This is a genomic window from Lactobacillus sp. UBA5813 (genome assembly GCF_002417895.1).
Lineage (GTDB): Bacteria > Bacillota > Bacilli > Lactobacillales > Lactobacillaceae > Lactobacillus > Lactobacillus amylolyticus.
In genome coordinates, this window is the sequence record NZ_DICZ01000014.1 from 14845 (window position 1) to 38778 (window position 23934).

General features: G+C 39.0%; 26 protein-coding genes, 1 tRNA gene and 1 riboswitch. Of the genes, 5 read left to right on the plus strand and 22 right to left on the minus strand.

The genetic code is table 11. The features are described from left to right. Positions 1-27: 27 nt before the first annotated feature. Positions 28-429 carry a DUF1934 domain-containing protein gene (locus B2008_RS02450; protein ID WP_281828977.1) on the minus strand — a complete coding sequence of 134 codons (402 nt, stop codon included), beginning with the start codon at positions 427-429 and terminating at the stop codon, positions 28-30. A gap of 94 nt (positions 430-523) precedes the next feature. On the opposite strand from B2008_RS02450, the gene B2008_RS02455 reads away from it, so the two are divergent. Continuing rightward, on the plus strand, positions 524-1888 hold the full coding sequence (locus B2008_RS02455; RefSeq protein WP_281828975.1) for an HD domain-containing protein: 1365 nt from the start codon (positions 524-526) through the stop codon (positions 1886-1888). A 67-nt stretch (positions 1889-1955) separates the two neighbouring features. On the opposite strand, the gene B2008_RS02460 is transcribed toward B2008_RS02455, so the two are convergent. From B2008_RS02460 to trpS, 17 genes are all read right to left on the minus strand, one after another. After that, on the minus strand, positions 1956-2936 hold the full coding sequence (locus B2008_RS02460) for a ribose-phosphate diphosphokinase (RefSeq protein WP_281828973.1): 981 nt from the start codon (positions 2934-2936) through the stop codon (positions 1956-1958). 187 nt (positions 2937-3123) lie between these two features. Continuing rightward, positions 3124-4176 (minus strand): MupG family TIM beta-alpha barrel fold protein, encoded by a 1053-nt coding sequence (locus B2008_RS02465; protein WP_281828972.1) that lies wholly within the window; start codon positions 4174-4176, stop codon positions 3124-3126. 164 nt (positions 4177-4340) lie between these two features. Beyond that, positions 4341-5864: an SLAP domain-containing protein gene (locus B2008_RS02470; protein WP_281828970.1), complete on the minus strand. Its 1524-nt coding sequence runs from the start codon at positions 5862-5864 to the stop codon at positions 4341-4343. Between the two features lie 128 nt (positions 5865-5992). Further along, the gene (locus B2008_RS02475) at positions 5993-6691 is read right to left on the minus strand and encodes an SLAP domain-containing protein (RefSeq protein ID WP_281828968.1); all 699 of its coding nucleotides are present in this window, start codon (positions 6689-6691) and stop codon (positions 5993-5995) included. A 94-nt stretch (positions 6692-6785) separates the two neighbouring features. Then, positions 6786-7385 carry an SLAP domain-containing protein gene (locus B2008_RS02480; RefSeq protein WP_281828966.1) on the minus strand — a complete coding sequence of 200 codons (600 nt, stop codon included), beginning with the start codon at positions 7383-7385 and terminating at the stop codon, positions 6786-6788. Between the two features lie 97 nt (positions 7386-7482). Next, positions 7483-8868: a bifunctional UDP-N-acetylglucosamine diphosphorylase/glucosamine-1-phosphate N-acetyltransferase GlmU gene (gene glmU, locus B2008_RS02485; RefSeq protein WP_281828964.1), complete on the minus strand. Its 1386-nt coding sequence runs from the start codon at positions 8866-8868 to the stop codon at positions 7483-7485. Positions 8869-8919: 51 nt separating this feature from the next. Continuing rightward, on the minus strand, positions 8920-9750 hold the full coding sequence (gene purR / locus B2008_RS02490) for a pur operon repressor (protein ID WP_281828963.1): 831 nt from the start codon (positions 9748-9750) through the stop codon (positions 8920-8922). A gap of 112 nt (positions 9751-9862) precedes the next feature. Next, positions 9863-10120 (minus strand): Veg family protein, encoded by a 258-nt coding sequence (locus tag B2008_RS02495; RefSeq protein WP_281828962.1) that lies wholly within the window; start codon positions 10118-10120, stop codon positions 9863-9865. A gap of 79 nt (positions 10121-10199) precedes the next feature. Further along, the gene (gene rsmA / locus B2008_RS02500; RefSeq protein WP_281828960.1) at positions 10200-11078 is read right to left on the minus strand and encodes a 16S rRNA (adenine(1518)-N(6)/adenine(1519)-N(6))-dimethyltransferase RsmA; all 879 of its coding nucleotides are present in this window, start codon (positions 11076-11078) and stop codon (positions 10200-10202) included. After that, positions 11071-11637, minus strand: coding sequence for a ribonuclease M5 (gene rnmV, locus B2008_RS02505; RefSeq protein ID WP_281828958.1), 567 nt, complete (start codon positions 11635-11637; stop codon positions 11071-11073). Before rnmV ends, rsmA begins: the two co-directional genes overlap by 8 nt. Further along, a complete protein-coding gene (locus B2008_RS02510; protein ID WP_281828957.1) occupies positions 11624-12391 on the minus strand; it encodes a TatD family hydrolase in 768 nt (255 codons plus the stop codon). Before B2008_RS02510 ends, rnmV begins: the two co-directional genes overlap by 14 nt. Next, a complete protein-coding gene (gene metG / locus B2008_RS02515; RefSeq protein ID WP_281828956.1) occupies positions 12391-14367 on the minus strand; it encodes a methionine--tRNA ligase in 1977 nt (658 codons plus the stop codon). The genes B2008_RS02510 and metG overlap by 1 nt, the downstream gene beginning before the upstream one ends. Before the next feature lie 93 nt (positions 14368-14460). Continuing rightward, entirely contained in the window at positions 14461-15291 is an 831-nt protein-coding gene (locus tag B2008_RS02520) for a hypothetical protein (protein ID WP_281828954.1), read from the minus strand. Between the two features lie 42 nt (positions 15292-15333). Further along, positions 15334-15486, minus strand: a complete 153-nt coding sequence (locus tag B2008_RS02525) for a hypothetical protein (protein ID WP_155860186.1) — start codon at positions 15484-15486, stop codon at positions 15334-15336. 87 nt (positions 15487-15573) lie between these two features. Continuing rightward, positions 15574-15737, minus strand: a riboswitch (M-box (ykoK) riboswitch). 60 nt (positions 15738-15797) lie between these two features. Continuing rightward, the gene (locus B2008_RS02530; RefSeq protein WP_281828951.1) at positions 15798-16415 is read right to left on the minus strand and encodes a TPM domain-containing protein; all 618 of its coding nucleotides are present in this window, start codon (positions 16413-16415) and stop codon (positions 15798-15800) included. Next, positions 16393-16875 carry a deoxycytidylate deaminase gene (locus B2008_RS02535; protein ID WP_281828949.1) on the minus strand — a complete coding sequence of 161 codons (483 nt, stop codon included), beginning with the start codon at positions 16873-16875 and terminating at the stop codon, positions 16393-16395. The genes B2008_RS02530 and B2008_RS02535 overlap by 23 nt, the downstream gene beginning before the upstream one ends. A gap of 12 nt (positions 16876-16887) precedes the next feature. Continuing rightward, positions 16888-17916, minus strand: a complete 1029-nt coding sequence (gene trpS, locus B2008_RS02540) for a tryptophan--tRNA ligase (protein ID WP_281828948.1) — start codon at positions 17914-17916, stop codon at positions 16888-16890. A 126-nt stretch (positions 17917-18042) separates the two neighbouring features. On the opposite strand from trpS, the gene B2008_RS02545 reads away from it, so the two are divergent. Together B2008_RS02545 and B2008_RS02550 are read left to right on the plus strand one after the other, a co-directional pair. Then, positions 18043-18639, plus strand: coding sequence for an SOS response-associated peptidase family protein (locus tag B2008_RS02545; RefSeq protein ID WP_281828946.1), 597 nt, complete (start codon positions 18043-18045; stop codon positions 18637-18639). Positions 18640-18680: 41 nt separating this feature from the next. Then, positions 18681-18751 (plus strand) — tRNA-Gly (locus tag B2008_RS02550). A 48-nt stretch (positions 18752-18799) separates the two neighbouring features. Here B2008_RS02550 and B2008_RS02555 read toward each other — a convergent pair. The 4 genes from B2008_RS02555 to greA all read right to left on the minus strand — a co-directional run bounded on the left by B2008_RS02555 (position 18800) and on the right by greA (position 21794). Continuing rightward, on the minus strand, positions 18800-19462 hold the full coding sequence (locus tag B2008_RS02555; protein WP_281828945.1) for a CPBP family intramembrane glutamic endopeptidase: 663 nt from the start codon (positions 19460-19462) through the stop codon (positions 18800-18802). A gap of 105 nt (positions 19463-19567) precedes the next feature. Beyond that, complete coding sequence (locus B2008_RS02560; RefSeq protein ID WP_080881089.1) at positions 19568-19927, minus strand: hypothetical protein; 360 nt, start codon at positions 19925-19927, stop codon at positions 19568-19570. Further along, a complete protein-coding gene (locus tag B2008_RS02565) occupies positions 19920-21248 on the minus strand; it encodes a Y-family DNA polymerase (protein ID WP_281828943.1) in 1329 nt (442 codons plus the stop codon). The genes B2008_RS02560 and B2008_RS02565 overlap by 8 nt, the downstream gene beginning before the upstream one ends. Before the next feature lie 84 nt (positions 21249-21332). Further along, entirely contained in the window at positions 21333-21794 is a 462-nt protein-coding gene (gene greA, locus B2008_RS02570; protein ID WP_281828941.1) for a transcription elongation factor GreA, read from the minus strand. Positions 21795-21977: 183 nt separating this feature from the next. Between greA and B2008_RS02575 the strand changes: the two genes are divergently transcribed. Beyond that, positions 21978-22403 (plus strand): Hsp20/alpha crystallin family protein, encoded by a 426-nt coding sequence (locus B2008_RS02575; protein ID WP_281828939.1) that lies wholly within the window; start codon positions 21978-21980, stop codon positions 22401-22403. 158 nt (positions 22404-22561) lie between these two features. After that, positions 22562-23878, plus strand: a complete 1317-nt coding sequence (locus B2008_RS02580) for a C1 family peptidase (RefSeq protein WP_281828937.1) — start codon at positions 22562-22564, stop codon at positions 23876-23878. Positions 23879-23934: the final 56 nt, after the last annotated feature.

The window sequence follows — 23934 nt, forward strand, 5'->3', positions numbered from 1 at the left end:
TACAATCTTTACTATTTTACTAAGCGTTTAAGTAAAAATCAACGTGACTGTATAGTTACCTATTAAGTATAGCCCACTAAAGAGGTCATATTCAATATGAAGTTTTTCAGATCCATCATTTTGTGGTTCATATTCCAGTAAATTGGTTACGCTGGTCAAATCCATCTGGCGATCACTCACCACATAGCGACAAGCTTGTTTTTCACCGGGAACAAAACGCATCAACGAATAATTCTGATGATCTACGCCACGTCGCAAAATCAATTCATTGTCCTTCAGCAGCATTTTAACAGGGATTGTTCCATCTTCCAAGTAAGACACCCGAATTGTCTTATCATCTTTTTTGATTTCGCCGTCGATGTTTTTATGAAAAGTCTCACTGTCTTTTTCTTGCGTAATTGTGCTTGTTAAATCAATGTTTATCTTCATCGTGCCACTCATCTATTTGTTATAATTTAGTTAGTTATTATATATTTTAAGCTATATTTGCTAAAAAATTAAAGATTCAGCTCGAGGAATTTTTATGCCAAGATTTCAAAGTAAAAAATTACCGACCGAGGTTGTTCTGCGTGACCCGGTTCACGGCTATATTCATATTGAAGACCAAGTCGTTCTTGATATTCTGCAATCAAAAGAATTTCAACGCATGCGCAGAATCAAACAATTAGGACCTATCAGCTTCGTTTTTGATGGAGCTACTCATACGCGCTTTGAACATAATTTGGGTGTTTATGAGTTAACGCGAAGAATTTGTGACATTTTTGCCAAAAAATATCCCTCCCTTTGTCCAGGAGATGGGCTCTGGGATGATGACAATCGCTTGCTGGTAGAATGTGCCGGCTTGCTGCACGACATCGGTCACGGTCCTTATTCGCATACATTTGAGCATTTATTTGGGACCAATCATGAAAAATTAGGGCAAAAAATTATTACTGATCCGCATACCGAGATCAACCAGGCCCTAAGACAAGTTGCACCTAACTTTCCTGAAGCAGTCGCAAGCGTAATTGCGAAGACTTATCCTAACGCGCAAGTTGTTAAGATGATCTCCAGTCAGGCTGATGCCGATCGGATGGACTATTTGCAAAGAGATGCCTACTTCACTGGCGTAACTTATGGTCAATTCGACTTGTCGAGAATCCTGCGTGTTATTCGTCCTTACAGTGATGGCATTTGCTTTACCAATAACGGCATGCATGCCGTAGAAGACTATATCGTCTCCCGCTATCAAATGTACCAGCAAGTCTACTTCCACCCAGTAGGCCGATCAATGGAAGTAATTCTTCACCATCTATTGCAACGGGCAAAGGATGTTTATGAACAAGGAACATTGCCGGTAACGCCCCGTTTGGCAAAGTTTTTGGACGGCAATTGGACTTTGGAAGATTACCTTAAATTAGATGATGGCGTGATGGAAACCAACTTTTCAATGTGGACTGAAGCAAACGATCCAATTTTGTCAGATCTTTGCAAACGCTACTTGTATAGAAAGCCATTGGCCAGTGTCAAAATCAATGAAGAGACCAAAAATCTGCTTCCTAAGCTAAAAGATTTAATCAAGCAAGCAGGTTTTGATCCTGACTATTATACTGATATCAATTCGGCCTTTGATGAACCATATGATGCGTATAAACCGACCGGTAAAAACGCCAACAGCCAAATCGAAATCATGCAGGATGATGGCGGTCTGATTGAATTGTCAGAATTAAGTCCGCTGGTTCGCGCGCTGAATGGTACTTTCCAAGGGGATGAACGCTTCTTCTTCCCCAGAACAATGCTGTCAAACGATGATGAACCGCAAATTTTCGATCCTCTTTATCAAGAATTTCAAAAATACGTAAGAAATGGCGAATTACGATATTTAAGAAGACCTAACAAGAAGAAATGATTTTATACAAAAAAGGGATGAATCACATTAGAATGATTCATCCCTTTTTGATAATCGCTATTAAATTTTATTCTTCAACTTCGTGACTGGCTTCGTATCTTTGGTTGAACAATGGACTTAATGCTCGGCGAGTTTGAATAAGTTTAATTGCATCACCCATTAATGGTCCAACGGATACCAAAAGCATCTTGTCGAGCTTCTTTTCAGCTGGTTGATTAATTGAATCTGTTAAGACTAAATTCTTAATTGGTGAGTCATTTAATCTCTTGATAGCTGGACCAGACAAAACAGCGTGAGTAGCTGAAGCATAAACTTCAGTTGCGCCTGCATCCATCAAGGCCTTAGCTGCTAAAGTAATGGTACCGGCAGTATCGATCATATCATCGATAATGATGGCACGTTTACCTTTAACGTCACCGATAATGTTCATAATTTCGGCAACATTGGCTCTTGGGCGACGTTTATCAACAATTGCGATTCCTGTACCCAAGAATTCAGCAAGCTTTCTTGCACGAGTAACACCACCGTGGTCTGGAGAAACAACAACGGCATTTTCTTGCAGCTTGTTGCGTAAGAAGTAGTCAGCCAAAAGTGGAGCACCCATCAAATTATCAACAGGAATATCGAAGAAACCTTGAATTTGAGGAGCGTGCAAGTCAAGTGACAATACTCGATCAGCACCAGCAGTTTGCAACATATCAGCTACGAGCTTAGCAGTGATTGGTTCACGAGCACGAGTCAGACGGTCTTGACGAGCATAACCATAGTAAGGCATGACAATGTTGATGCTGCGTGCACTTGCACGACGAACGGCATCAATCATGATCAACAGTTCCATCAAGTTATCATTAACTGGATCACTGGTGGATTGAATCAAATATACATCTTTACCACGAACAGATTCATCAATATTGATTTGAATCTCGCCGTCACTAAAACGTTCAACACTTGATTTTGAAAGTGGAACGCCAACTCGATCAGCGATCTTTTGTGCCAAAGGTACATTTGAATTAAGGGCAAAAATCATTAAATCGTCTTTATAAGACATAATTTCCTCCATAAAAATATGCTAACAACCTTTATTTTAGCAGAGATTCAATAAAAATAAATCTAATATAGCTTAATTTTGCCAAAAACAAAAAGCAGCCAATTCAATTGATTGACTGCTTTTCTCTGTTAAACTGTTTTTTCTCTGTTCTGTCTTGCGTCTAAGATTATTATATAACAGCCGTTATTTATTGCAAGTCACTTTTTTTAAAAATAATTTTGGTGCCAGCTCCAATAACTTTCAATAAATCTAGATCGTTTGACACAACATGCCCAATAACATTCACCCGCTCATCAGCTGGCAAATCGATCTTGGTTATCTGCAATTCACCCTTGTAGTGCAAATACTTGTCGTTATCGCAGGTTATACTGCCCTGTGGACGTGGTTTAGTCTCCTGCAGGCCAGTATTAAACAATTGTCTTTCTCTGCCTTCCTGCAGTCGAACAACCTGTTCTGCGACGTCAGTCCGGTTATGCCATGTGTTTTCAGTTAATTCTGGCAAATCCCGATCAATATGCAGTGTGATCGCATCCTGCTTTAAATAATTGATAAAACTGTTGATCGTACTTTGCTTAAGGGAAACATCCCCAACAAAAACATGATCTACATGCAATTTTTTCAATTCAATCATCGCTGCCAACGGATTCTCATGCCGTTGACATTCAAGCGTTGGCAAGCCTGCAAAAATTGGGCTACGTAATTCTCCGTCACCTGGAATAAAGGCCAGTGTCTGCAAATCATGCTCCTTGAGCCATTTATTCTTTTTATCTAACCATTCTGCTCCCAAGCCAGTCTCAGGACGTGGATAATAATTATGCCAAGCGACCAAATGATCAAAAGCAGCGTTGTACTTCTTTAAATCGAGCAAGTCTTTTTCTGTAATCGTACTTGCATTTAGGGCAATTGGCATTGACTTAGATAATTTGGCAACTACATCCATGCCGATGCCTGCATCGATTCTCAAGCCAGTTAAATCAAGAGCCTGAACTTGTCCGACATCATGAATATCGATACCGATTTTTTCTAATCCAACTGCCGAAACATCAGCAATAATTGACAGATCAAGATTTGAGCACCACTTGGTCAATTCCTTTAGGTAACTCTTAGTCTGTTCAGGATCATTTTCATTAATCTGTAAAGAAGTAAATACCGTATCAAAGCCGGCATTTCTCATTTCAATTAAGTAATTGTAATCATCAGCCGTTAGCATCCGGCCAACATAAATTGAAAATCCTAGCATAAATATCCCACTTCTCCAAGCTGCTAACTTTACTTTTACGCTATTATTTTAAACTACTTTTTTTAAAACTTTTTACTTGTATTCAAACTGTAACTTTTCTCCAAAAAAATAGAATCGACACCCAAATTGGATATCGATTCTATTTAAAAGCTCGATTAATCAAATTAGTTGATGTAATCAGAAATATTCAAAGTTCGGCTTTGACCATTAGATGAATTGATTGTCAAAGTTTGGTTATTAGTGTATTGAATATCGCTTTCGTTAACGTCGTTAGCTGCAGCTGCAACCTTGATAATTGCAGCAATTTCAGTTTGCGTAAGGACGTTTCTGTCAGTAACATTTACGCGAGCACCATTCAAAGCAGATTGAGCTGAAGTGATGGCTGAAACAGCTTGCTTAACTTGAGCAACAGTTGCAGTGCTTGAATTATTAACCTTTTCACCAGCAGTTATAGCTGAGTCGTAAGTGCTTCTCAAAGTATTAGCCGATAACTTGTAAGCATCGCTTTGCTTTACAGTTGAAGCATTGCTGATCAAGCTGTTTAATTGACTCTTGTCTGAGCTAGTAGCAACAGTAACAGCATCCTTAGCATCTTGCATAGTGTTAGTTGGTGTTAATTGACTGCCGCTTACTAATTGAACATCGCTTACCTTAACGTATGATGATGAATCACTAGCAATCTTGTAGAATTCGACTGCTTGGTTTTCAGATTTTACCCAAATCCATAACATGCTGCTTACACGCAAGCTTTGGCCAGCACTAAATGGATTGCTGCTTACAGCCTCACCTTTAGAGTTGTAAGTTGGTGCATCAGTCTTCATCGTAACAATGGTGTCAGCTGTAGTGTTAGTTGGAGTTGGTTCAACGTAAGTTGGGTCTGTAATAATGGTCTTGCCTTGAGAAACATAAGCATTAACAGCCTTGATGTATTGGTTTTCACCAATTTGATAGTACCACTTTCCACCAATCTTCTTAGCGCCAAGAACGGCATATTGTGAACCCTTGATTCCGTATTGGGCTGGTTCAGTATAACTACCGTTTTTATCATAAACAATAGAGTTAGAAACTAAAGTAATGTAAGTTTCGTCATCATCAGTATCAATGTCATTAGTAGAAGTTTTAACTACCTTAGCATTAGCCTTCTTAATGTATTGACCTTTTCCTAAGTTATAGTATGACTTGCCGCCAATTGTCTTGGTGCCAACGTAAGCCACAGTCGCATTTTTCTTTAAAGTACCTGCTGACCTGATTCTCTTGCCATTTTTATCATAAACATAAGCATTGTGAGTCAACTTAATTCTCTTAGTAGTAGAAGCTTCAGCAGAAGCCTTAGCACTGCCAGTAGTTACCTTCTTGCCATTAACAGTACCAACATTAACAGCCTTAACGTAACTATTGTTGCCAAGGAAGTAGTAAACTTTGCCATCAATCTTCTTGGTTCCGTATGCCTTAAGAGAAGTACCTTTAGCAAGTTTTGAATAAGTCTTGCCGTTGTACTTGTACTTGGTGATACGTTTGCCAGTTGATGAGTAAACGTATGAATAATGTGACAAAACAATTGTATCTGCCTTAGTGGTTGCTGCTTGAACAGTTGTACTTGTAGTATTTTGCACGCCAGCAGCAAGAACTGGACTGATGCCGATCAAAGCAGCTGCAGAAACTGTAACTAATTTATGACTTAATTTCATATATACCTCTACCTTATAAATAAACACTAGTAAATACGTTAGTATTATAACGCAAAAGAAAAGAGAACTTCATTAAGAAGTTCTCTTTATAATAGATAATTAATCTAGTTGATAAAGACTTGTAATATTTATCTAGTCTTTACGTCGCTGGCCTTAATGTAATACTTGCCTGGTTGCAAAGCGTAGTACTTAACGCCGCTGATTGTCTTAGTGCCTAAGCCGTTAATCTTAACACCCTTGCCAATAACAGTGTACTTCTTGCTGCCCATGTAAGTAGTAGCCTTTTTGCCCTTGTTAGTATAAACTTGAGCCTTGCGAACAGTTACCAACTTAGTAACAGTAGTCTTAGTAGTGGCCTTCTTTGAACTAGAAGAAGTGGAGCTGCTCTTCTTAGTAGTTGTTGTCTTGCTAGTAGTCTTCTTAGTTGAAGTGCTCTTAGTTGCAGCAGACTTAACAGTAACAGTTTTACCATTAGTAGTAAGGGTAATGGTCTTGCCGCTTACTTTGTAGCTAACAGTACCCTTGGTTGAAGCAGCTGGGATCCAGTACTCAGAATTGCTTTGGATAGCATAGTAGTATTCACCATTTACTTCCTTGACTCTCCAAATCTTATAAGTTGAACCCTTGTAAGCTTTTTTGCTAGTCTTCTTGCCACTGTTGTTAACAAAATACATTGTCTTAGTAGCAGTAACTTTATCACCATAAACAGTGTGAGTTGAGCTAGTAGCAGCTTGAACAACGTTTGCATTTGGGGCAGCAGCCAAAACTGGACTTACACCCATTAATGCAGCAACAGAAACCATAACTAATTTGTGACTTAATTTCATATTTCTCTTCCTCACTATAAACAGTTTTAAACCTCACAGTTCACTAACTATTGTAAGCCAAAAATAAAAAATGGCGCAACTTTAGGAGAGAAATTTAGACTTTCTTAGTTTTTGAAACGTTTTTGGCTTTAATCCAGCCTTTGTTAGTGACATAAAAGCTGGTGCCATTGACCTTTTGAATTGAATAGCCTTTCAAACGCGTGCCTTTTTTCAGGACTTTAACCGTGCCTTTATTTAAATAGCCACGACTGTTATAAACATACGAATTGCGTTTCAACACTAATGAAGTCGTCGCTACAGGATCATAAATTGTATATGTAACCGTGCTCTTGGTTTTTTTTGTCGTCAGCACCATCATGCTTCCGCCGGCAGCCTTATACCAGACCGTGCCATAGACAGCCGAAATTGGCAGCCATTGCTTATTTTTAGTGGCATAGTAATTTTTTTTGCCGTAGCGCAGATAATAAATACGATACCCCTTGCCTTTTTTAGCCAGTGTTTTCGTCTTTTTATTCTTGCTGGTTAAAAAGTAAGTATTTTTCTTTAAAACAACGTAGCTATTTTTAGAAACCGTCTTAATCCATGTACTAGGAATAGTGGTCGTTGTCTTTTTAGTACTGCTTGCTAAGGCAGGCTGCGAAAAAATTAATAAGCTGCATAATGTCGCCATCAACATTAAAATTTTTCGCTTCATTTGATCTCTAATCTCCCTTTATGTTTATTTTTCAATGATTATTATAAAGCAAAAAGACTGAGAAATTTTCCCAGTCTTTCTTCTTAACAATAATTTTTTATTCCCAATCCTTGCCTTTGGAAAGAGGAAGCTTATGCCAATAATCTGGCTTGTTGACTTGACGGCCACGACCAATTGCCATGTCGTACTTATCAACATCCTTAGTAACAGTGGTATCAGCTGCAATAAAGGCATGGTCAGCCACATTGATTGGTGCAATTAAGGTTGAACCTGCACCGATAAAGGAGTGATCACCGACATTAGTATGGAACTTCTTAACACCATCGTAGTTTGAGAAGATAGTACCACAACCGATATTAATGTCTTTGCCTAAAGTAGCATCGCCAACATAAGTTAAGTGACCTACCTTGGTATTTTCACCAATTTCAGCCTTCTTGACTTCAACAAAGTTGCCGATATGAGCGCCTTGACGAACAACAGCCTTTGGACGAAGGTGTGAGTTAGGACCAATATCAGTATTGTCATCCATTTCAGCTTCTTGCAAAGTAGAAGAAGTAATTGTTACGCCATTGCCAATCTTAGAGTCAACAATTCTTGAACCGTTGGTAATCAAGCAATCGCTGCCAATTTCAGTATTGCCTTTAATGACAACATTGCCTTCAATAACAGTATCATTGCCAATTTTAACATCGCTATCGATATAAGCAGTTGCAGGATCAATAAAGGAAACACCGTTACGCATGTGAGCTTCATTGATTCTCTTTTGCATAATCTTAGTTGCTTGGGCTAAAGCGATTCGATCATTTACGCCAAGACTTTCACTGAAGTCAGGCATCTTATATGCACCAACGCGTTCGCCTTCATTACGCAAAATTTCAAGAACATCAGTTAAGTAGTATTCACCTTGAGCGTTGTTGTTATCAACATGCTTTAAAGCTTCAAACAATTTCTTGTTATCGAAGCAAAAGACGCCAGTGTTAATTTCCTTAACCTTCAATTCCTCTGGCTTACCGTCTTTTTGTTCAACGATTCTTAAAACATTGCCTTGGTCATCACGAATAATTCGACCATAGCCAAATGGATTTGGAGCTTCAGCAGTCAAAACAGTAGCTGCATTTTCTTTTTCTGCATGATAAGCAAACAAATTCTTAAAAGTATTAGTTGTAAATAATGGGGTATCACCAGTTACTACCAAGGTAGCGCCATCTTTATCAGCCAATTTTTCTTTAGCTGTTAATACGGCATCCCCGGTTCCCAATTGTTTTTCTTGGAAGGCAAAATCAGACTTGCCAGTTAAAATCTTTTCTACTTCGCCTGCACCAGTACCAACAACAGTGATGATTTCTTCTGGATCAACGCCACGTGCAGCGTCAACAACGTGTTCCACCATCGTTTTGCCACAAACCTTATGTAAAACTTTGTAAAGTTTAGACTTCATTCGCGTACCCTTGCCTGCGGCAAGAACAACTACATATTTTTTCATTGATTAAACCTCTTAATTATCAAAACTAGATAATAGTATACCATTTTTATTTTAAAAACGACTAAAGTCCGTTTGACCCAAGAAGTTGCCTGGTTCAGCTAAAATGATTCGTTTTTGCGTATCGATCTTGCTGATCTTAACCAAAGAAAGATAATTATCGACTAATTTTTCTTTATCAAAGTCTGCTTCACAAAGAACGCAAATGCCAGAAATACTGCCTTCAAATTCCTTAACTAATTCTTCCATTCCAGTCAAGGTACCGCCGCCCTTCATAAAGTCATCGACGATTAAGACATTGGCGCCTTTTTGCAATGCTCTAGTTGGCAATTCCATCTTGGCTACTCGTGAAAGTGAAGAAGAAATGTAGTTAACAGAAACAGTAGCTCCTTCAGTAACTTTTGAGCGCTTGCGAGCAGTGACAAAAGGAACGTCCAAATAACGAGCAACCGCTTCAGCTAACGGAATTCCTTTGGTTTCAACTGTCATAACTGCATCAACTTTTGAATAAGCAAAATGAGTTGCAATTAATTCGCCAATCTTTTGCAAGTCTTGTGAATTGCCTAAAATATCTGATAAGTAAACAAAACCACCTGGCAAAATTCTGCTTGAATCTTCAATTCGTGAAGATAAATCTGCTAAGTAGTCTTCAGCATGCTTTTGACCTAAATATGGAATATAGCGTACACCACCAGCAGCACCTGCAGCAGTTTCCAAAATGCCATCCTGATTGCCAGCAAGTGTGTGCTTCAAAATAGCCAAGTCTTCAGAAATGGATGATTTTGCGGCATCATAACGCTTAGCAAAGAAGGGCAAAGAAATTAAAGTATGCGGACGCTCCATTAAATATTTAGTCATGTCCACCAATCTTTCTGAACGTTTCATGTAATTTCCTTTCTTAATGTTTGTATTTATCTTTTCCAATATACTCTAAAAGAGAAAAAAAAGCACTAACATTTTCAAAAATGTTAGTGACAAAATTTCATTTGCTAGTTATTTAAGCTTCGGCTTCTTCAGATTCATCATCAAATTCTAATGCAATATTCTTAGTTAATAAATCAGTGTAACTATAAGAAACATGTTTAAAATTATTTTGATGTTGGTCTAAATCAACTACAAACACTTCCGGAAAAGTTTCGCGTAAAACTCCCCGTCTTTTTGTAATCTTCTTACGTCCCACGTGGGCAACTACTGTTAAAGGATCGCCTAAGTGAGAATCTAACTTTGCTTTAATCGTGTGAATTGATGTTGGCATTAAGAAACAACTCCTTTGTGTCGATTTTATCATAATTTTAATTTATTAGCAAGATCGTTCACAAACTCGTAATTATTGCTTAGGCAATAGCATTGGCAATTTTAATAAATTGCGCAATCGTTAAGTCTTCCGGCCTGATCTTAGGGTCAACACCAAGACTAGCTATCAATTCTGCTCTTTTATCAGCATCCGGAATCAAATTCTTTAAATTATTGTTGAGCGTCTTTCTTCTTTGAGCAAAACACATTTTCACTACCTTGTTAAAATGTGCCCGCCGACCAACATCAGGTTTATGCTCTATTGGCGTTAAAACTACAACGCTTGAATCCACCTTAGGCCGTGGCATAAATGAGGTATGGTCAACTTGCAAGGCCAGTTCAACATGCATCTGCGTTTGAGTTGCAATAGTAAGCGGGCCATAAGCTTTGCTGCCTGGTTTTGCTTCTAAGCGTTCAGCAACTTCCTTTTGCATCATCAAGGTTAAACTGGCAAAACGCAGATCAGATTCTGCCAAAGCAAAGATAATTGGCGTTGTAATGTAATAAGGCAAATTGGCAACTACTTTAATCGGCTGACTAAAATCAAAGAAAGCACCAATATCCTTTTTAAAATCAGCCTGCAAAACATCTTTAAGCAGCAAATGGAAACGCTGGTCAAGTGGCTGATCTCCTATTTTGGCTGGCAATTCGTTTTGCAAAATTTTAGGCAAACTATCATCAACTTCATAAGCGAATACTTTGGCACCATGAAGCAAAAGCTGCTCAGTCAATGAACCGATTCCGGGACCAATTTCAATTACTTGGTCTCCTTCTTGAATATCAGCGGCATTGACAATTCCTAAAATTGCATTTTGATCAACTAAGAAATTTTGTCCTAAATTCTTCTTTGCTTTAACAAAGTAGCGATTAATAATTGCCTGCGTTCTAACCGGTGACCCGATCGGAATTCGATTAGTCATTCTTAGCCTCCTCAACTGCATGCTTCAATTCCGCATAGCCAATGCCAAAAGTATTCAAGCGCTGATAAAAAGTCTTAGCATTGCCGTAACCGATGCTTAAAACCGCGCCTACTTTTTCGCGCAATTGCTTAGAGCCACTTCCGGCAGCCAAGCCTAATTCACGATAACGTGGAAAGGTCAGGTCACTCTTAGTTTCTTCGACTTCGTGCAAATCACCTAAAGCACGCTCTAATGCTTCTTTTGAAGCATGCTCAACCCCAAGACTGTTGCCTCGTTTTTGCGGCTCGCCTTCCTTACGCGTGATAAAAGCTTGCTTAGCAGTTGGGACTGCCTTGGTTACAATTCGCCGAATGCGTTCGCCATTAAAGTCTGGATCAGTAAATACGATGATCTCACGACTTTGACTTAATTTTTTCAATTCGGCCAATACTTCATCGGAGACAGCCGAACCGTTCGTTTCTACTGTTTCAATTCCCGGGAAAAATTGTTTCAAGCGGATCGTATCGTCTTTTCCCTCAACGACAACAACCGCATTAAATTTCTTTTTATTTAAGATCATAAACTCTCACAGTATTTGCATATGTAGCTTTAGCTATTTCATCTAGAGTAATTCCTTTTAACTTGGCAATTGCTTCGGCCACGTAACGCACATAACCCGTTTCGTTTTGATGGCCACGATATGGCTTGGGCGTTAAGTATGGCGCATCTGTTTCAATCAAAAAGCGATCCATTGGAACAGCCTTGGCCGATTCGTGAACTTCTGTTGCTTTAGTAAATGAAACAACACCTGAATAAGAGAAGTAGACGTTCAATTTCAAAAATCGATTCAGCCAATCTACGCCACCATTAAAGCTGTGCAATATTGCACCATATTCAAGATTGCTGTTTTTCAAAATGTTATAGCAATCTTCAAAAGCATCTCTGGTGTGAATATTAACCGGCATTTTTAATTCATGAGCAATTTCAATTTGACGTGCAAAAACTTCCCTTTGCACATCGCGTGGCGATTCATCCCAATAATAGTCAAGGCCTACTTCGCCTAAAGCTACAACCTTAGGCATTTGCAACTGCTCAATCAATTCATCTTCTGCTTTTTGATCAAAATCCTTCGCCACATCGGGACAATAGCCGACCATTGCATAAACTTCATCAAAACGGTCTGCTAAATCAATTGCTCGCTGATTGAAATCTGGATCCTGTCCCGCACAAATAACTTTGGTTACGCCCAAAGCTTTTGCTCGTTCAAGGTAATATTCTTCTTTTCCGCGAAAAGGTTCATCATTTAAATGCGTGTGGTTGTCAATAAGTTCCATTAGCCTAATTCAGCTCCAACAGCATGTTCATCCCCAACAAGGGCCAACTTGATTTCGCCGTTCTTTTCACTAGACAAAAGCATACCTTGGCTTTCATGACCAAGCATCTTGCGTGGCTTCAAGTTAGTAACGGCCAAAACCTTCTTATCCAAAAGTTCACTTGCATCTGGATAGAATTTGCGAATGCCGCTCAAAATTTGTCTTTCTTGGCCATCGCCAAAGTCGAGCTTGAACAAGAGGAGCTTGCTTGAGCCTTGAACTGGTTCAACTGACAAGATCTTGCCGACTTGAATTTTAACCTTGTTAAAGTCGTCAATGGTAATTTGCTTACCTTCTTTTTGCTCGCTTCTGGTTTGCTTCTTTGGCTTAGCCTTCTTCATTTGTTCTTTGATGTATTTCACTTCAATATCATTCTTAAGTCTTGGGAAGATTGGCGTTGGTTTTTCTGTTACCTTGACATTCCAGTCAAAGCCAGCAAATTCAAGTTTCTTTTCTTCCGCATTATTCCAGTCAAGACCAAGCTGCTTAAACATTTTAAGTGGGCTTTCGGTCATAATTGGTGAAATCAAAATTGCCACAATCCGCAAACTTTCAGCTAAGTTGCTAATTACCCGTGACAATTCTTCCTTCTTGCCCTCTTTGTTCAAAGTCCAAGGAGTGGTTTCATCAATGTACTTGTTGGCACGAGAAATCAATTTCCAAATTGCATCCAAAGCTTGGGAGAAGTGCAAAGCATCCATTTGCTTTTGGTATTCGGCAATTGTTTCTTTAGCAGTTTTAATCAAATCTGTACCGAATTCATCTTGGTCGCTAGCAACAGGTGCTACTTCGCCATCTTGGTATTGATTGATCATGGAAACTGTTCTGTTCAAAAGGTTGCCAAGGTCATTAGCCAAGTCAAAGTTTACTCTTTCAACAAAGTCTTCAGGAGTAAAGATTCCATCTGAACCAAATGGAATTTCACGCATCAAGTAGTAGCGAAGAGCATCAAGGCCGTAACGTTCAACAATCATTTCTGGATAAACGGCGTTGCCCTTGGACTTAGACATCTTGCCGTCTTTCATCAATACCCAGCCGTGGCCAAAAATTTGCTTAGGAAGCGGCAAGCCTAATGCCATCAGCATAATTGGCCAGTAAATGGTGTGGAAACGGACAATTTCCTTACCTACCAAATGAACATCTGCGGGCCAGTATTTCTTAAAGAGTGAATCATCATCTGAGCCATAACCTAATGCTGTAATATAGTTGGACAAAGCATCGATCCAAACATAAACAACGTGCTTTGGATCGCTTGGAACTGGAATTCCCCAGTCAACAGTCGTCCGCGTTACAGAAAGGTCTTCCAAACCTGGCTTGATGAAGTTGTTGATCATTTCTTTTTCACGTGAGTGAGGCAAAATGAAATCTGGATGGTCCTTATAGTATTGAACCAATCTGTCGGCATACTTGCTCATCTTGAAGAAGTATGAAGGTTCCTTAACCAATCGAACTTCGTGACCTGATGGTGCTTTACCACCGATAACATTGCCGTCATCATCTTTGTAAACTTCGGCAAGCTGCGATTCAGTGAAGTATTCTTCATCTTCAACTGAGTACCAGCCAGTGTATTCGCCAAGGTAGATATCGCCTTGCTTTAATAATTTTTCAAAAATCTTTTGTACAGCTTTAACATGTTGTGGATCAGTCGTCCGGATAAATTTGTCATAGGAAATATCCAGCATCTTCCACAACTTCTTGTATGAAGCTGCCATTTTATCAACAAATTCTTGAGGCTTAATGCCTTGTTTTTCAGCTTTTTGTTCAATCTTTAAACCGTGCTCGTCAGTTCCAGTTAAGAAGAAGGTATCATAACCTTGAGCACGCTTGTAACGGGCCATTGAATCAGCCGCAATTGTCGTATATGCATTACCGATTGTTAACTTACCAGATGGGTAATAAATTGGGGTTGTAATATAAAAAGTCTTTTTATCAGCCATACTTTTTGATACTCCTTAAATGAAAATAATCTTACATACAATAATACACCATCAAAAAAGGAATTCCTTACTAGGAGTCCCCTTTTTTTAGTGTTAAATTAAAAATTTCTTGTGCTTTAAGTAAATTAATTTGATCAAGCTGGTCAATAGCAGATAAAAAATCATTAGGGCAAAAACCAAAATGAGATATTCGCTTGGAAAAGCCGTAAATTGCAATATTTGACCAGTAGCCGTATATGGTATTGCCATCCCAATAATGCCGGCAACAAAGCTGACCATGATAACCGCGCTAGTCGCATGCTGCTTAAGTTTAGCAAGCGAAGCACGGGCACTTTCTTTTGGCGGATCAAGGAAGGTTAAAAGTATTTTTACGCAGCTGCTTTTTATTGACGGATTCGACAATTCTGCCAAATAAAGTATGGTTGCCGGTCGCAAACACACCCCAACGCCAGAGCCAGAAACGATGGTCGTTCCTTCATACAAAATATTCGGATAGTCTAAATAGTCATTAACCTTTTCAAAACGAGGCTGCTTATTGGCAATTTTTTCTTTTGGATTGTAGTCGCCATTAATCGAACTTGTTGTACAAAACAGGTCCTTGCTGCGTAAAAGCCGCATATCAGCTGGTACCATATCGCCGGCTGACAAATTAATAATGTCGCCCACGACTACCTGATCAGTTGGCAATTCCTGGTCTTCGCCATCACGCTTGATATTGGTAGTAACTGACACCATTTTGAGCAAATTATCGACAGTATCAGAAGTTCTAATATTTTGAACAAAACTGCTAACGCCAGCAATTAGAATCATCGCGGCATTTACTATAATCGTGCCCAAATTATTATTTCCACCGAGTGGGAAAATATTTTTAAGCAATAAAACGATGGTAAAAGGAGTAATAAATGCTTCGAGCAAGAAATGCATTTTTGATTCCTTGGCCCTGTTTTCTAATTCATTAGAACCGTATTATTTGCGGTTGATTAAAGCTTGTTTAGTCGATAAGCCTTCTGCACTTGCGTGAAGCCTCGCCAAAGTGCCGACACGAGTTTCTTGTGCTATTTGCTTAACCCACTGTAAATCAACGTCATTTAGCTTCTTTTTATCCGTTGTCTTTAGCATAAGCCCTCCCCAGCTTCTTCGTTTTATGCAAACAAACCAAAAAGGTCACCTGCAATTTCTGCAGGTGACCTTCATGCCAAACAAGGCTTCTTGTACTCGTCGTTCAGTTTTAACACTACGTGACGTAAGCACATGCTAGCTATCTGGATCTCGCCTTAAGTCGACGACACCTATTTAACCCGTTGGCATCTCTAGATGTTTCCGGGCGATAGCGTGTGTTCACGTAGGAGTCTCACCTAACAGTTTATTTGCTAACTTATTTCATTCCTTGAGTAGTTTAATACTTAAAAGCAGCCAACGTCAAATCTTGATTAGTTATTATGACTATTTTTTCTACGAATTTGTCTAAAGAAATACATCAAGACCCCGATCAAAATGACCACAGCCAAAGCAATCGGCAAAGCTACCCGATTAGGGTGATCAATCTTATCCTGTTCCGCAGTCGATAAATCATATTTATCCAGCGAATATTGATACTGATGATCAATTCTGGTCGTGCAGGCTCTGAAGACAAAACGCAAGCCTTTATTAAAAGTGGCTGAATTGGTGCTGCGCAAATCTTTGGCAGCTGCGCGAATAATATTCAGTCGTGTTTCGGCAGTAAATGCGCTATGCAAATCTTTAGAAGAATAAATCTGAACATTTTTCTTCTTGCCCTTAACGCCAACTACGATATAAGCCGTCCGCTTCATTTCGCTCAAATGAGCTGGCGTCAACTTGTTCAAACGTTTGACCGTTACTACAGCAACTTGTGGCTGTTCTTTAGTTTGCAAATAGCGGTTGTTCTTAGCCTCAATTAACTTTTGCGTCTTAGAGTTAATTACATGTGCTGCATCATCGATATTCGGCTGGACAAAAGCGGTTGTTGTCACAAAGCCGATTGCCAGCAGCAATAGCATAAATAATTTAGTAATTTTCGTCTTCTTCAAGTTTATGCTCCAAGCTTTCAACGTATTTTCGATCAATTTTAATCTGCTCATGTGGCACCCCGCAATCTTGTAAGAGCTTCATTGCCAGCGGATTATCACGATAGTTGAAATAATAGTTTATCCGTTTAACACCCGCTTGAACTAGAGCCTTAGTGCAATTATAGCACGGAAAATGAGTAACATAGATCTCTGTGCCATCAGTTGAAACGCCATTTTTGGCACATTGAATCAGGGAATTCATCTCTGAGTGAATCGTTCTGACGCAATGACCATCAACCATCTGGTGCCCAACATCATCGCAGTGCGGTTGTCCGGATATTGAACCATTGTAGCCGGTTCCGATAATCCGATTGTTTCTTACTAAAACACTGCCGACCAAAGCCCGATTACAGGTAGAGCGTTGGGCAATTACTAATGCCTGCATCATAAAGTATTGTTTCCAAGGAATTCGATCGCGCATTTTTAAGCCTTCTTACTTATCAAAGTGACCAAAATAATTCAAACCAATAGCATCTCTAACTTCTTGAAGAGTTTGGTTGGCTTTCACGTTTGCTTTCTTTGAGCCTTCAACCAGCATTTCGTAAACAGCATCTGTATCTTGGGCATATTTAGCTCTGCGTTCACGAATTGGTTCTAGTTCATTTTCCAAAACCTTATTCAAATAACGCTTAATCTTTACGTCACCAAGGCCGCCCTTTTGATACTCTTCCTTAAGTTCTGCCACTTTGTCCTTGTCTTGATCAAAAACATCAAGATAAGTAAAGACAGTATTGCCTTCAACTTTTCCTGGATCTTCAACGTGAATGTGGTTAGGATCAGTGTACATTGACATTACTTTCTTTTGGACAGTCTTAGCATCATCTGACAAGTAAATGCAGTTGCCAAGCGACTTAGACATCTTTGCATTGCCATCAAGGCCTGGAAGACGGCCTGAACCTTTAGGTGGGAAGAAGCCTTTAGGTTCAACCAATACATCGCAGTCGTATACACGATTAAAAGTCCGCACAATTTCACGAGCTTGCTCGATCATTGGTTCCTGGTCATCGCCTACTGGAACTAAAGTAGCCTTAAAGGCAGTGATATCGGCAGCTTGTGAAACTGGATAGTTCAAGAAACCAACAGGAATTGAGTCATTGAAGCCCTTTTGCTTAATTTCTGTTTTAACAGTTGGGTTTCTTTCCAAACGCGATACAGTTACCAAATCCATGTAATAAGCCGTTAATTCAAATAAAGCTGGGATTTGTGATTGAACAAAAATCGTTGATTTTTCCGGATCAAGGCCAACAGCTAAATAATCCAAAGCGACTTGAATCAATGAATTTTGAATTTTTTCTGGATCACGAGCATTGTCAGTCAAAGCTTGCGTATCAGCAATCATAATGTAAGGATCATATTTGCCTTCATTTTGAAGCTTAACTCTGTTTTTCAATGAACCGATGTAGTGACCGATGTGAAGTTTGCCTGTTGGGCGATCACCTGTAAGAAAAATTTCTTTTGCCATAATTTTTTCTCTTTCTATTATTAATTTGCGTTAATCTTTTATCCTTATTATGCTCAATTTTAGCAAAAATCAAGCTATGATTAAACTCTCCTTAAATCAGTTACAATATTAGAGGAGGTGGAGCACATGTGTCATCAATTTCGCTTGCCCGCTTTATATGAGATTTCGCAGTACTTAAAGCATGATTTGAACTTACCACTGGTTAAGCCCACTTTTAACAGTGAGGCTGGCGATATTTTCCCTGGAAAAACCGCACCTGTTTTGCTTTATCAAAATAATCAGCTGCAGCTTGCGCAAAAAACGTGGGGCTATCCAAGTCCCAAGGATAATAAACCGTTATTCAACGCACGAATCGAGCGCTTTTATGAAGCTAAGCCTTCCATGTGGGACAAATCTTTTGCCCGGCAGCGCTGCATTATCATCACCAGTGAATTTTTTGAATACAGTAAAAAAACGTATTCCGCCGGTGATAAAAAATATCACGAATCCTTTAGTTTTTCAGATCGGGAGCATCCCCTAACCCTTATCGCGGGAATCTACGATCAAAATCATTTTGCAATGGTCACCACTGAACCTAATCAGGAAATGGCACCAATTCATAATCGAATGCCACTAGTAATCAAGCCGGAAGAATTGCGCCATTGGCTATTTCAGAATTTTACCGATTTAATCGATCGCCAAAATTTCAAACTGCAGGTTAAACAACTGCCTCATAAAAATTAATTTGGCTCCCCGCTCTAATCATGATAAAATATTGGAGTAATGCGGGTATAGTTAAATGGTAGAACGTCAGCTTCCCAAGCTGAAGATGCGGGTTCGATTCACGCTATCCGCTTAAAAGAAAAAAGTGTTTAGGATTTTTACTAAACACTTTTTTGTTGCTCTAAGTCATAACTACAATGAGCAAACCACTTAAAATTGACAAATACATTGGCATCCATAAAGCTTGCGTATATAAGTAAGACCAGGCAAAAATTGTGCCGAACATAACATCAATTGCTAAGAGCGGCCAAGACAATTGGAAGTTAAGAATACTGAAAACTATACCTGAAGTAATGATTCCCGCAATTGCCGCTAATTTGGTGTTTTGTCTAAACAAATAATTAAATAAAAAGCCAGTTGCCAAATATTCTTGCAAGATCGGCAAAACTAAACCATTGGCTACTATCAAAAACCAAAACATTGGTATGCTTTCATGCTTTAAATAGATAATTTGAAAACCATACCAGCTGATCTTGTTGTATGCCTGCAAATACATCACCATAATGCGCAAGGCTGTTACTAACAGCGTCAATCCAATTGTAAGACCTATATCGCCTAAAAATGACAATGAATGCCGGCGCTTGAAAAAGCGCTGTTCACGGTTAAAACGATAAATGTAAAACAAGCCAACCATCACTGTAATTAAGCCAAATAGGATTAGGTCCCATATTCTAATCGGTGAATTATTGGTAACTAGTTTAACTACACCGACCACCATCAAATAGCCAACAGTATAAACGATATAGCGAATCAAGTTACCCTCTCTTGATTCAGGCGTATTCAAAATTTTCACTCCAATATTCTGCTAATGTATTTATGTGTATCTAAAGCAGATATTATAGCAAAAAATCTTTCTTTTATAAATTAAAGAAAGTACAATTTCGTAAATTTAACATTTTATTGTCACATTATTAATATCATCAATTGCGACTTTTTGACCTGAAATAATAATTAATTGCTCCTGATATCCTTCTACAAAGCCGCAAATATCGGCCTTCAATTTACCATCATCATCGAGTTCTTTTAACTGAACCTGCACGTAATAGTGGTCGCTGAACGCCTTAAAAAGCAACTGACTAATTTCATCTTCATTCATGCTGGGCTTTTTTTGATAAACAATTGCCCGCTTAGCCTTATCCTTATTGATTTTCAAAGTGTGGTCGCTAAGAAAAAAGCCGGCCCATTTTTTCATGCCACGATCCTGATAATTTTTAAAAAATTGCTCTACTTTACGATCAAAATCATTCATAGGCATTGCCACCGTTATGGCCGCCAACTAAAGAACTGCGTTGAATTGCCGTTGCACCTTTCAATAAACTGGAAGCTTTAACCAAACTGGCAAAACCATAGCGCTTGCGAATCTGATCAATCGTTAAATCAAAATTGCGTCTTTTAATTTGCTGCGCCGGCGTCATGAAAAAGTTCAATTGCTGTTCAGTATCTGGAGCCAAATGACTATAGTCGACGCCTAATACGCGGACTGCTTCACCATGCCATTTTTTACGAAAAAGCGCCAGCAATTCATGTACCAATTCACTGTTATCACTCGTTGGCGTAATCTTTTGCTGAATATTAAAACCGCCGCGATGATCGACATGCTCGCGCTCTTCAAAAGAATAACCTACAAATAAGCCAACCCGGCCGGCCTTTAGTCCATGTGCACGAATCCTGGCAGCTACCTGCTCGCCGATTTCTCTGATGACAATTTCAATTTCACGTTGGTCAAAATAATCTCTTGTCAGCACCTGGGAGTTGCCATAGCTTTTACTTACCGGAAAATACTTCTGACTAATAATGCTGCGGTCAACGCCCCAGCTCATTGCAAATAATTGCTCACCGATAACACCGAATTCACGCTTCAAAATCTCCGGATCGCTGTGCGCCAATTGATACATATTATTGATGCCAATGCGGCGCAAATGGTTAGCAGTTCTGGTGTTGATGCCCCATACATCTTCTAAGTTAGGGATTTTCCAAATTGTATCCGGAACGTCAATGTAGTGCCAATAATCAATCATTGAGGTCCGATGCTTAGCTGAAATATCCATTGCTAGTTTTGCCAAAAGCGGATTTTCTCCGATTCCGCAAGTAGTATAAAGACCAAGCGTATCATGAATATCTTTTTGAATTTTATGGCCCACATAATACGGATCATCCCCGAATAAACGCCAAGACTTCGTCATATCAATCATGCTCTCGTCGATTGAATAAACATGGATATCGTCTTCTGCGGCGTATTTGCGAAAAATATCCAGTACTTGCATGCTGCGTTTAATGTATAAATTCATGTGCGGTTCAACCAGCATTAATTTATCTTTTCCAGCTTTAAATGCTGCTTTGGGAATATCACGCGCCCGCATAACATTCGAAAGACCATATTTTTTCTTAGCAAGCGGCGAGGCAGCCATAATTAGTCCTGATCCAAAACTAGAATGAGGCTGATGTGACATTACCGCCAGCACTGCTTTCATCGGATTAATCCCCATGCGCAAAGCTTCGCAGCTGGCAAAAAAGGACTTGTTATCAATCATAAAAATTAAACGATGCGGCTCATAGCGATAGTCATACATCAATCTCAGCTCTTTTCTTCAAACACTTGTTCGATAGTTATATTATACGAACAGATGTTTGAAAAAGCAACAAAAAATAGGAGGCTACTTTACCTCCACAATTGTTACAGAATAGTCTCCAGCTGGCGCTGAAACCGTAACACTGCTGCCGGCCTGCTGCTTCATAATTGCCTGCCCTAATGGCGAATCAAAGGCAGTCTTTCCTTTTGCTAAATCTGCCTCCATCCGACCAACAATTTGATATTCTTCTGTTTCTTCATCATCGTCGAATTTCAAAACGACGGTTGAACCCATGTTGACCTTACCATCGTTCTTAGCTTCAATTACTTCAGCGTACTTAAGCTGCTTGCCTAAATAACGCAAGCGACTCTGCAAGTGACCTAAATCACGCTTGGCTTCAGTATATTCAGTATTCTCAGATAAATCACCCATCGATCTGGCCTGTTGCAAAATTTTAATGCGGCGAGGACGATCCTTTTTTAAACGTGCAATTTCATCTTCAATTTCTTTATACCCTTCTGGAGTCATTTTTTGATAATAAACCATCTTTAAATTAGCTCTTTTCTGTTGTCTATGCTTGATTTTAAAAAATTATCCACAAGGTGTAAAGCTTGTTTAATCAACTTTTTAAATATTTTTAGCACTATACACTTCAGAGTGCTAAATAGTTGAATAATTAATAAAAGCTACTACAATAATCAGTGTAAGGAATGAAAGGAAGTCTTGAATATGGCAAACGAATTGATGAATCGTCACAACGATATGTTTGATGCAATGAATGATTGGTTTGGTTTTCCAAAGAACCTTTTCGATGATAAAGAAATAAGCGACTTAATGCAATCCGATGTCGCTGAAAGTGACAAAGATTACGTTGTAAAGATTGACATGCCTGGAATGAATAAATCAGACATCAATTTAAACTACCGTGATGGGATCTTAAGCGTTGATGCTTCAAGAAAATCATTCAAAGATGAAAGTGACAAGAAACGCAATATTATCCACAAAGAAAGAACCGAAGGACATGTTTCTCGTTCATTTAGATTGCCAAATGTAGTTGCAAATCAGATTCATGCAAAGTATGATGATGGTGTATTGACTGTTACTTTGCCGAAGCAAGCTGCTGATAGCAGTGACAGTTCAATTAAAATTGATTAGTTTATAGAATATTTCAAGAAGTCCCTATAAATTAACAATTTACATAATTCTCTAAGGAAAGTGGATTCAGTAAAGTTAGTCCACTTTTCTTTTACTTTAAATAAAATTAGGCATAAAATAGTAATTAATTTAAGAAAAGATTAAAAGGGAGATTTTTTATGGCTCATGAATTAACTCTGCAAGAACTCGATGAGTTTTCAAAAGAATTCAACGCAGATCCTCAAAATCAAGTTATTGCCCGCGCTGCTCAAAGAAGCGGCGTTCTTGAAGCTTCATATAATGAACGCGTTCAAGGTGAATTAACTCGCGTATTTTCAACTGAATTAGATACTGACAATGTTACCAACCAAAAGCATTCTGGTCGTTGCTGGCTCTTTTCAGCATTAAACATTACTCGTCACTTCTTTGGCAAGAAGTACAAAGCTAAGAACTTCACTTTCTCACAAGCTTACAACTTCTTCTGGGACAAGATCGAGCGGGCCAATATTTTTTACGATCAAGTATTGAAGAATGCTGACAAGCCCCTTGACTCACGTGAAGTTAGGGCTGACTTAGACTTTGCTGGCGGCGATGGTGGTCAATTCCATATGGCTGCAGCTTTGATCGCTAAGTACGGTGTCGTTCCTTCATACGCAATGCCAGAAAATGCCAATACAAATGACACCACCGGCTTTGCTACTGCTTTGGGTGACAAGCTTAAGAAGGATACTCTTGTTTTGCGTAAGTTAAAACAAGAAGGCAAAGACAAAGAAATTGAAAAGACCCGCAAGAAATTCTTGAGCGAAGTTTACCGCATGACTGCAATCGCAGTTGGTGAACCACCTAAGAAGTTTGACCTTGAATACCGTGATGATGATAAGAAGTATCATTTGGAAAAGAACTTAACTCCAACTGAATTCTTGCACAAGTATTTAGGCGATTTGGACTTTGACGACTATGTTGTTTTGACAAACGCTCCTGACCACGAATACAACAAGCTTTACGGCCTTCCAGGTGAAGACAACATCGAAGGTTCATACAGAATCAAGCTTTTAAACGTACCAATGGAATACTTGTCACAAGCAGCTATTGCTCAATTAAAAGATGGCGAAGCTGTTTGGTTTGGTAACGATGTTCTTCGTCAAATGGACCGTAAGACCGGTTACCTTGATACTAACCTTTACAAATTGAATGATTTGTTTGGCGTTAACCTTGATATGAGCAAGGCTGATCGTTTAAGAACCGGTGTAGGCATGGTTAGCCATGCTATGACTTTAGTTGGTGTCGATGAAGACAACGGCGACATTCGTCAATGGAAGGTAGAAAATTCTTGGGGTGATAAATCTGGTGCCAAGGGTTACTACGTTATGAACAACGATTGGTTCAACGACTATGTTTACGAAGTTGTTGTTCATAAGAAGTATTTGACTGCTGAGCAAAAGAAGCTTGCTGAAGGTGAAATTACTGACCTTCCACTTTGGGACTCATTAGCATAAATCAGAATTAAAATACTAAAAAAGGCTTTGAGAAAATTCTCAAAGCCTTTTTTAGT

Coding starts and splice junctions, on each gene's coding strand:
- B2008_RS02450 (WP_281828977.1), bottom strand. CDS start 429: ATGAAGATAAACATTGATTTAACAAGCACAATTACGCAAGAAAAAGAC.
- B2008_RS02580 (WP_281828937.1), top strand. CDS start 22,562: ATGGCTCATGAATTAACTCTGCAAGAACTCGATGAGTTTTCAAAAGAA.
- B2008_RS02465 (WP_281828972.1), bottom strand. CDS start 4,176: ATGCTAGGATTTTCAATTTATGTTGGCCGGATGCTAACGGCTGATGAT.
- metG (WP_281828956.1), bottom strand. CDS start 14,367: ATGGCTGATAAAAAGACTTTTTATATTACAACCCCAATTTATTACCCA.
- rnmV (WP_281828958.1), bottom strand. CDS start 11,637: ATGATCTTAAATAAAAAGAAATTTAATGCGGTTGTTGTCGTTGAGGGA.
- B2008_RS02495 (WP_281828962.1), bottom strand. CDS start 10,120: ATGCCAACATCAATTCACACGATTAAAGCAAAGTTAGATTCTCACTTA.
- B2008_RS02470 (WP_281828970.1), bottom strand. CDS start 5,864: ATGAAATTAAGTCATAAATTAGTTACAGTTTCTGCAGCTGCTTTGATC.
- B2008_RS02455 (WP_281828975.1), top strand. CDS start 524: ATGCCAAGATTTCAAAGTAAAAAATTACCGACCGAGGTTGTTCTGCGT.
- B2008_RS02535 (WP_281828949.1), bottom strand. CDS start 16,875: ATGCGCGATCGAATTCCTTGGAAACAATACTTTATGATGCAGGCATTA.
- B2008_RS02525 (WP_155860186.1), bottom strand. CDS start 15,486: ATGCTAAAGACAACGGATAAAAAGAAGCTAAATGACGTTGATTTACAG.
- B2008_RS02510 (WP_281828957.1), bottom strand. CDS start 12,391: ATGGAACTTATTGACAACCACACGCATTTAAATGATGAACCTTTTCGC.
- B2008_RS02475 (WP_281828968.1), bottom strand. CDS start 6,691: ATGAAATTAAGTCACAAATTAGTTATGGTTTCTGTTGCTGCATTAATG.
- glmU (WP_281828964.1), bottom strand. CDS start 8,868: ATGAAAAAATATGTAGTTGTTCTTGCCGCAGGCAAGGGTACGCGAATG.
- B2008_RS02460 (WP_281828973.1), bottom strand. CDS start 2,936: ATGTCTTATAAAGACGATTTAATGATTTTTGCCCTTAATTCAAATGTA.
- purR (WP_281828963.1), bottom strand. CDS start 9,750: ATGAAACGTTCAGAAAGATTGGTGGACATGACTAAATATTTAATGGAG.
- B2008_RS02575 (WP_281828939.1), top strand. CDS start 21,978: ATGGCAAACGAATTGATGAATCGTCACAACGATATGTTTGATGCAATG.
- B2008_RS02560 (WP_080881089.1), bottom strand. CDS start 19,927: ATGAATGATTTTGATCGTAAAGTAGAGCAATTTTTTAAAAATTATCAG.
- B2008_RS02565 (WP_281828943.1), bottom strand. CDS start 21,248: ATGTATGACTATCGCTATGAGCCGCATCGTTTAATTTTTATGATTGAT.
- trpS (WP_281828948.1), bottom strand. CDS start 17,916: ATGGCAAAAGAAATTTTTCTTACAGGTGATCGCCCAACAGGCAAACTT.
- rsmA (WP_281828960.1), bottom strand. CDS start 11,078: ATGACTAATCGAATTCCGATCGGGTCACCGGTTAGAACGCAGGCAATT.
- B2008_RS02480 (WP_281828966.1), bottom strand. CDS start 7,385: ATGAAGCGAAAAATTTTAATGTTGATGGCGACATTATGCAGCTTATTA.
- B2008_RS02520 (WP_281828954.1), bottom strand. CDS start 15,291: ATGCATTTCTTGCTCGAAGCATTTATTACTCCTTTTACCATCGTTTTA.
- B2008_RS02545 (WP_281828946.1), top strand. CDS start 18,043: ATGTGTCATCAATTTCGCTTGCCCGCTTTATATGAGATTTCGCAGTAC.
- greA (WP_281828941.1), bottom strand. CDS start 21,794: ATGGTTTATTATCAAAAAATGACTCCAGAAGGGTATAAAGAAATTGAA.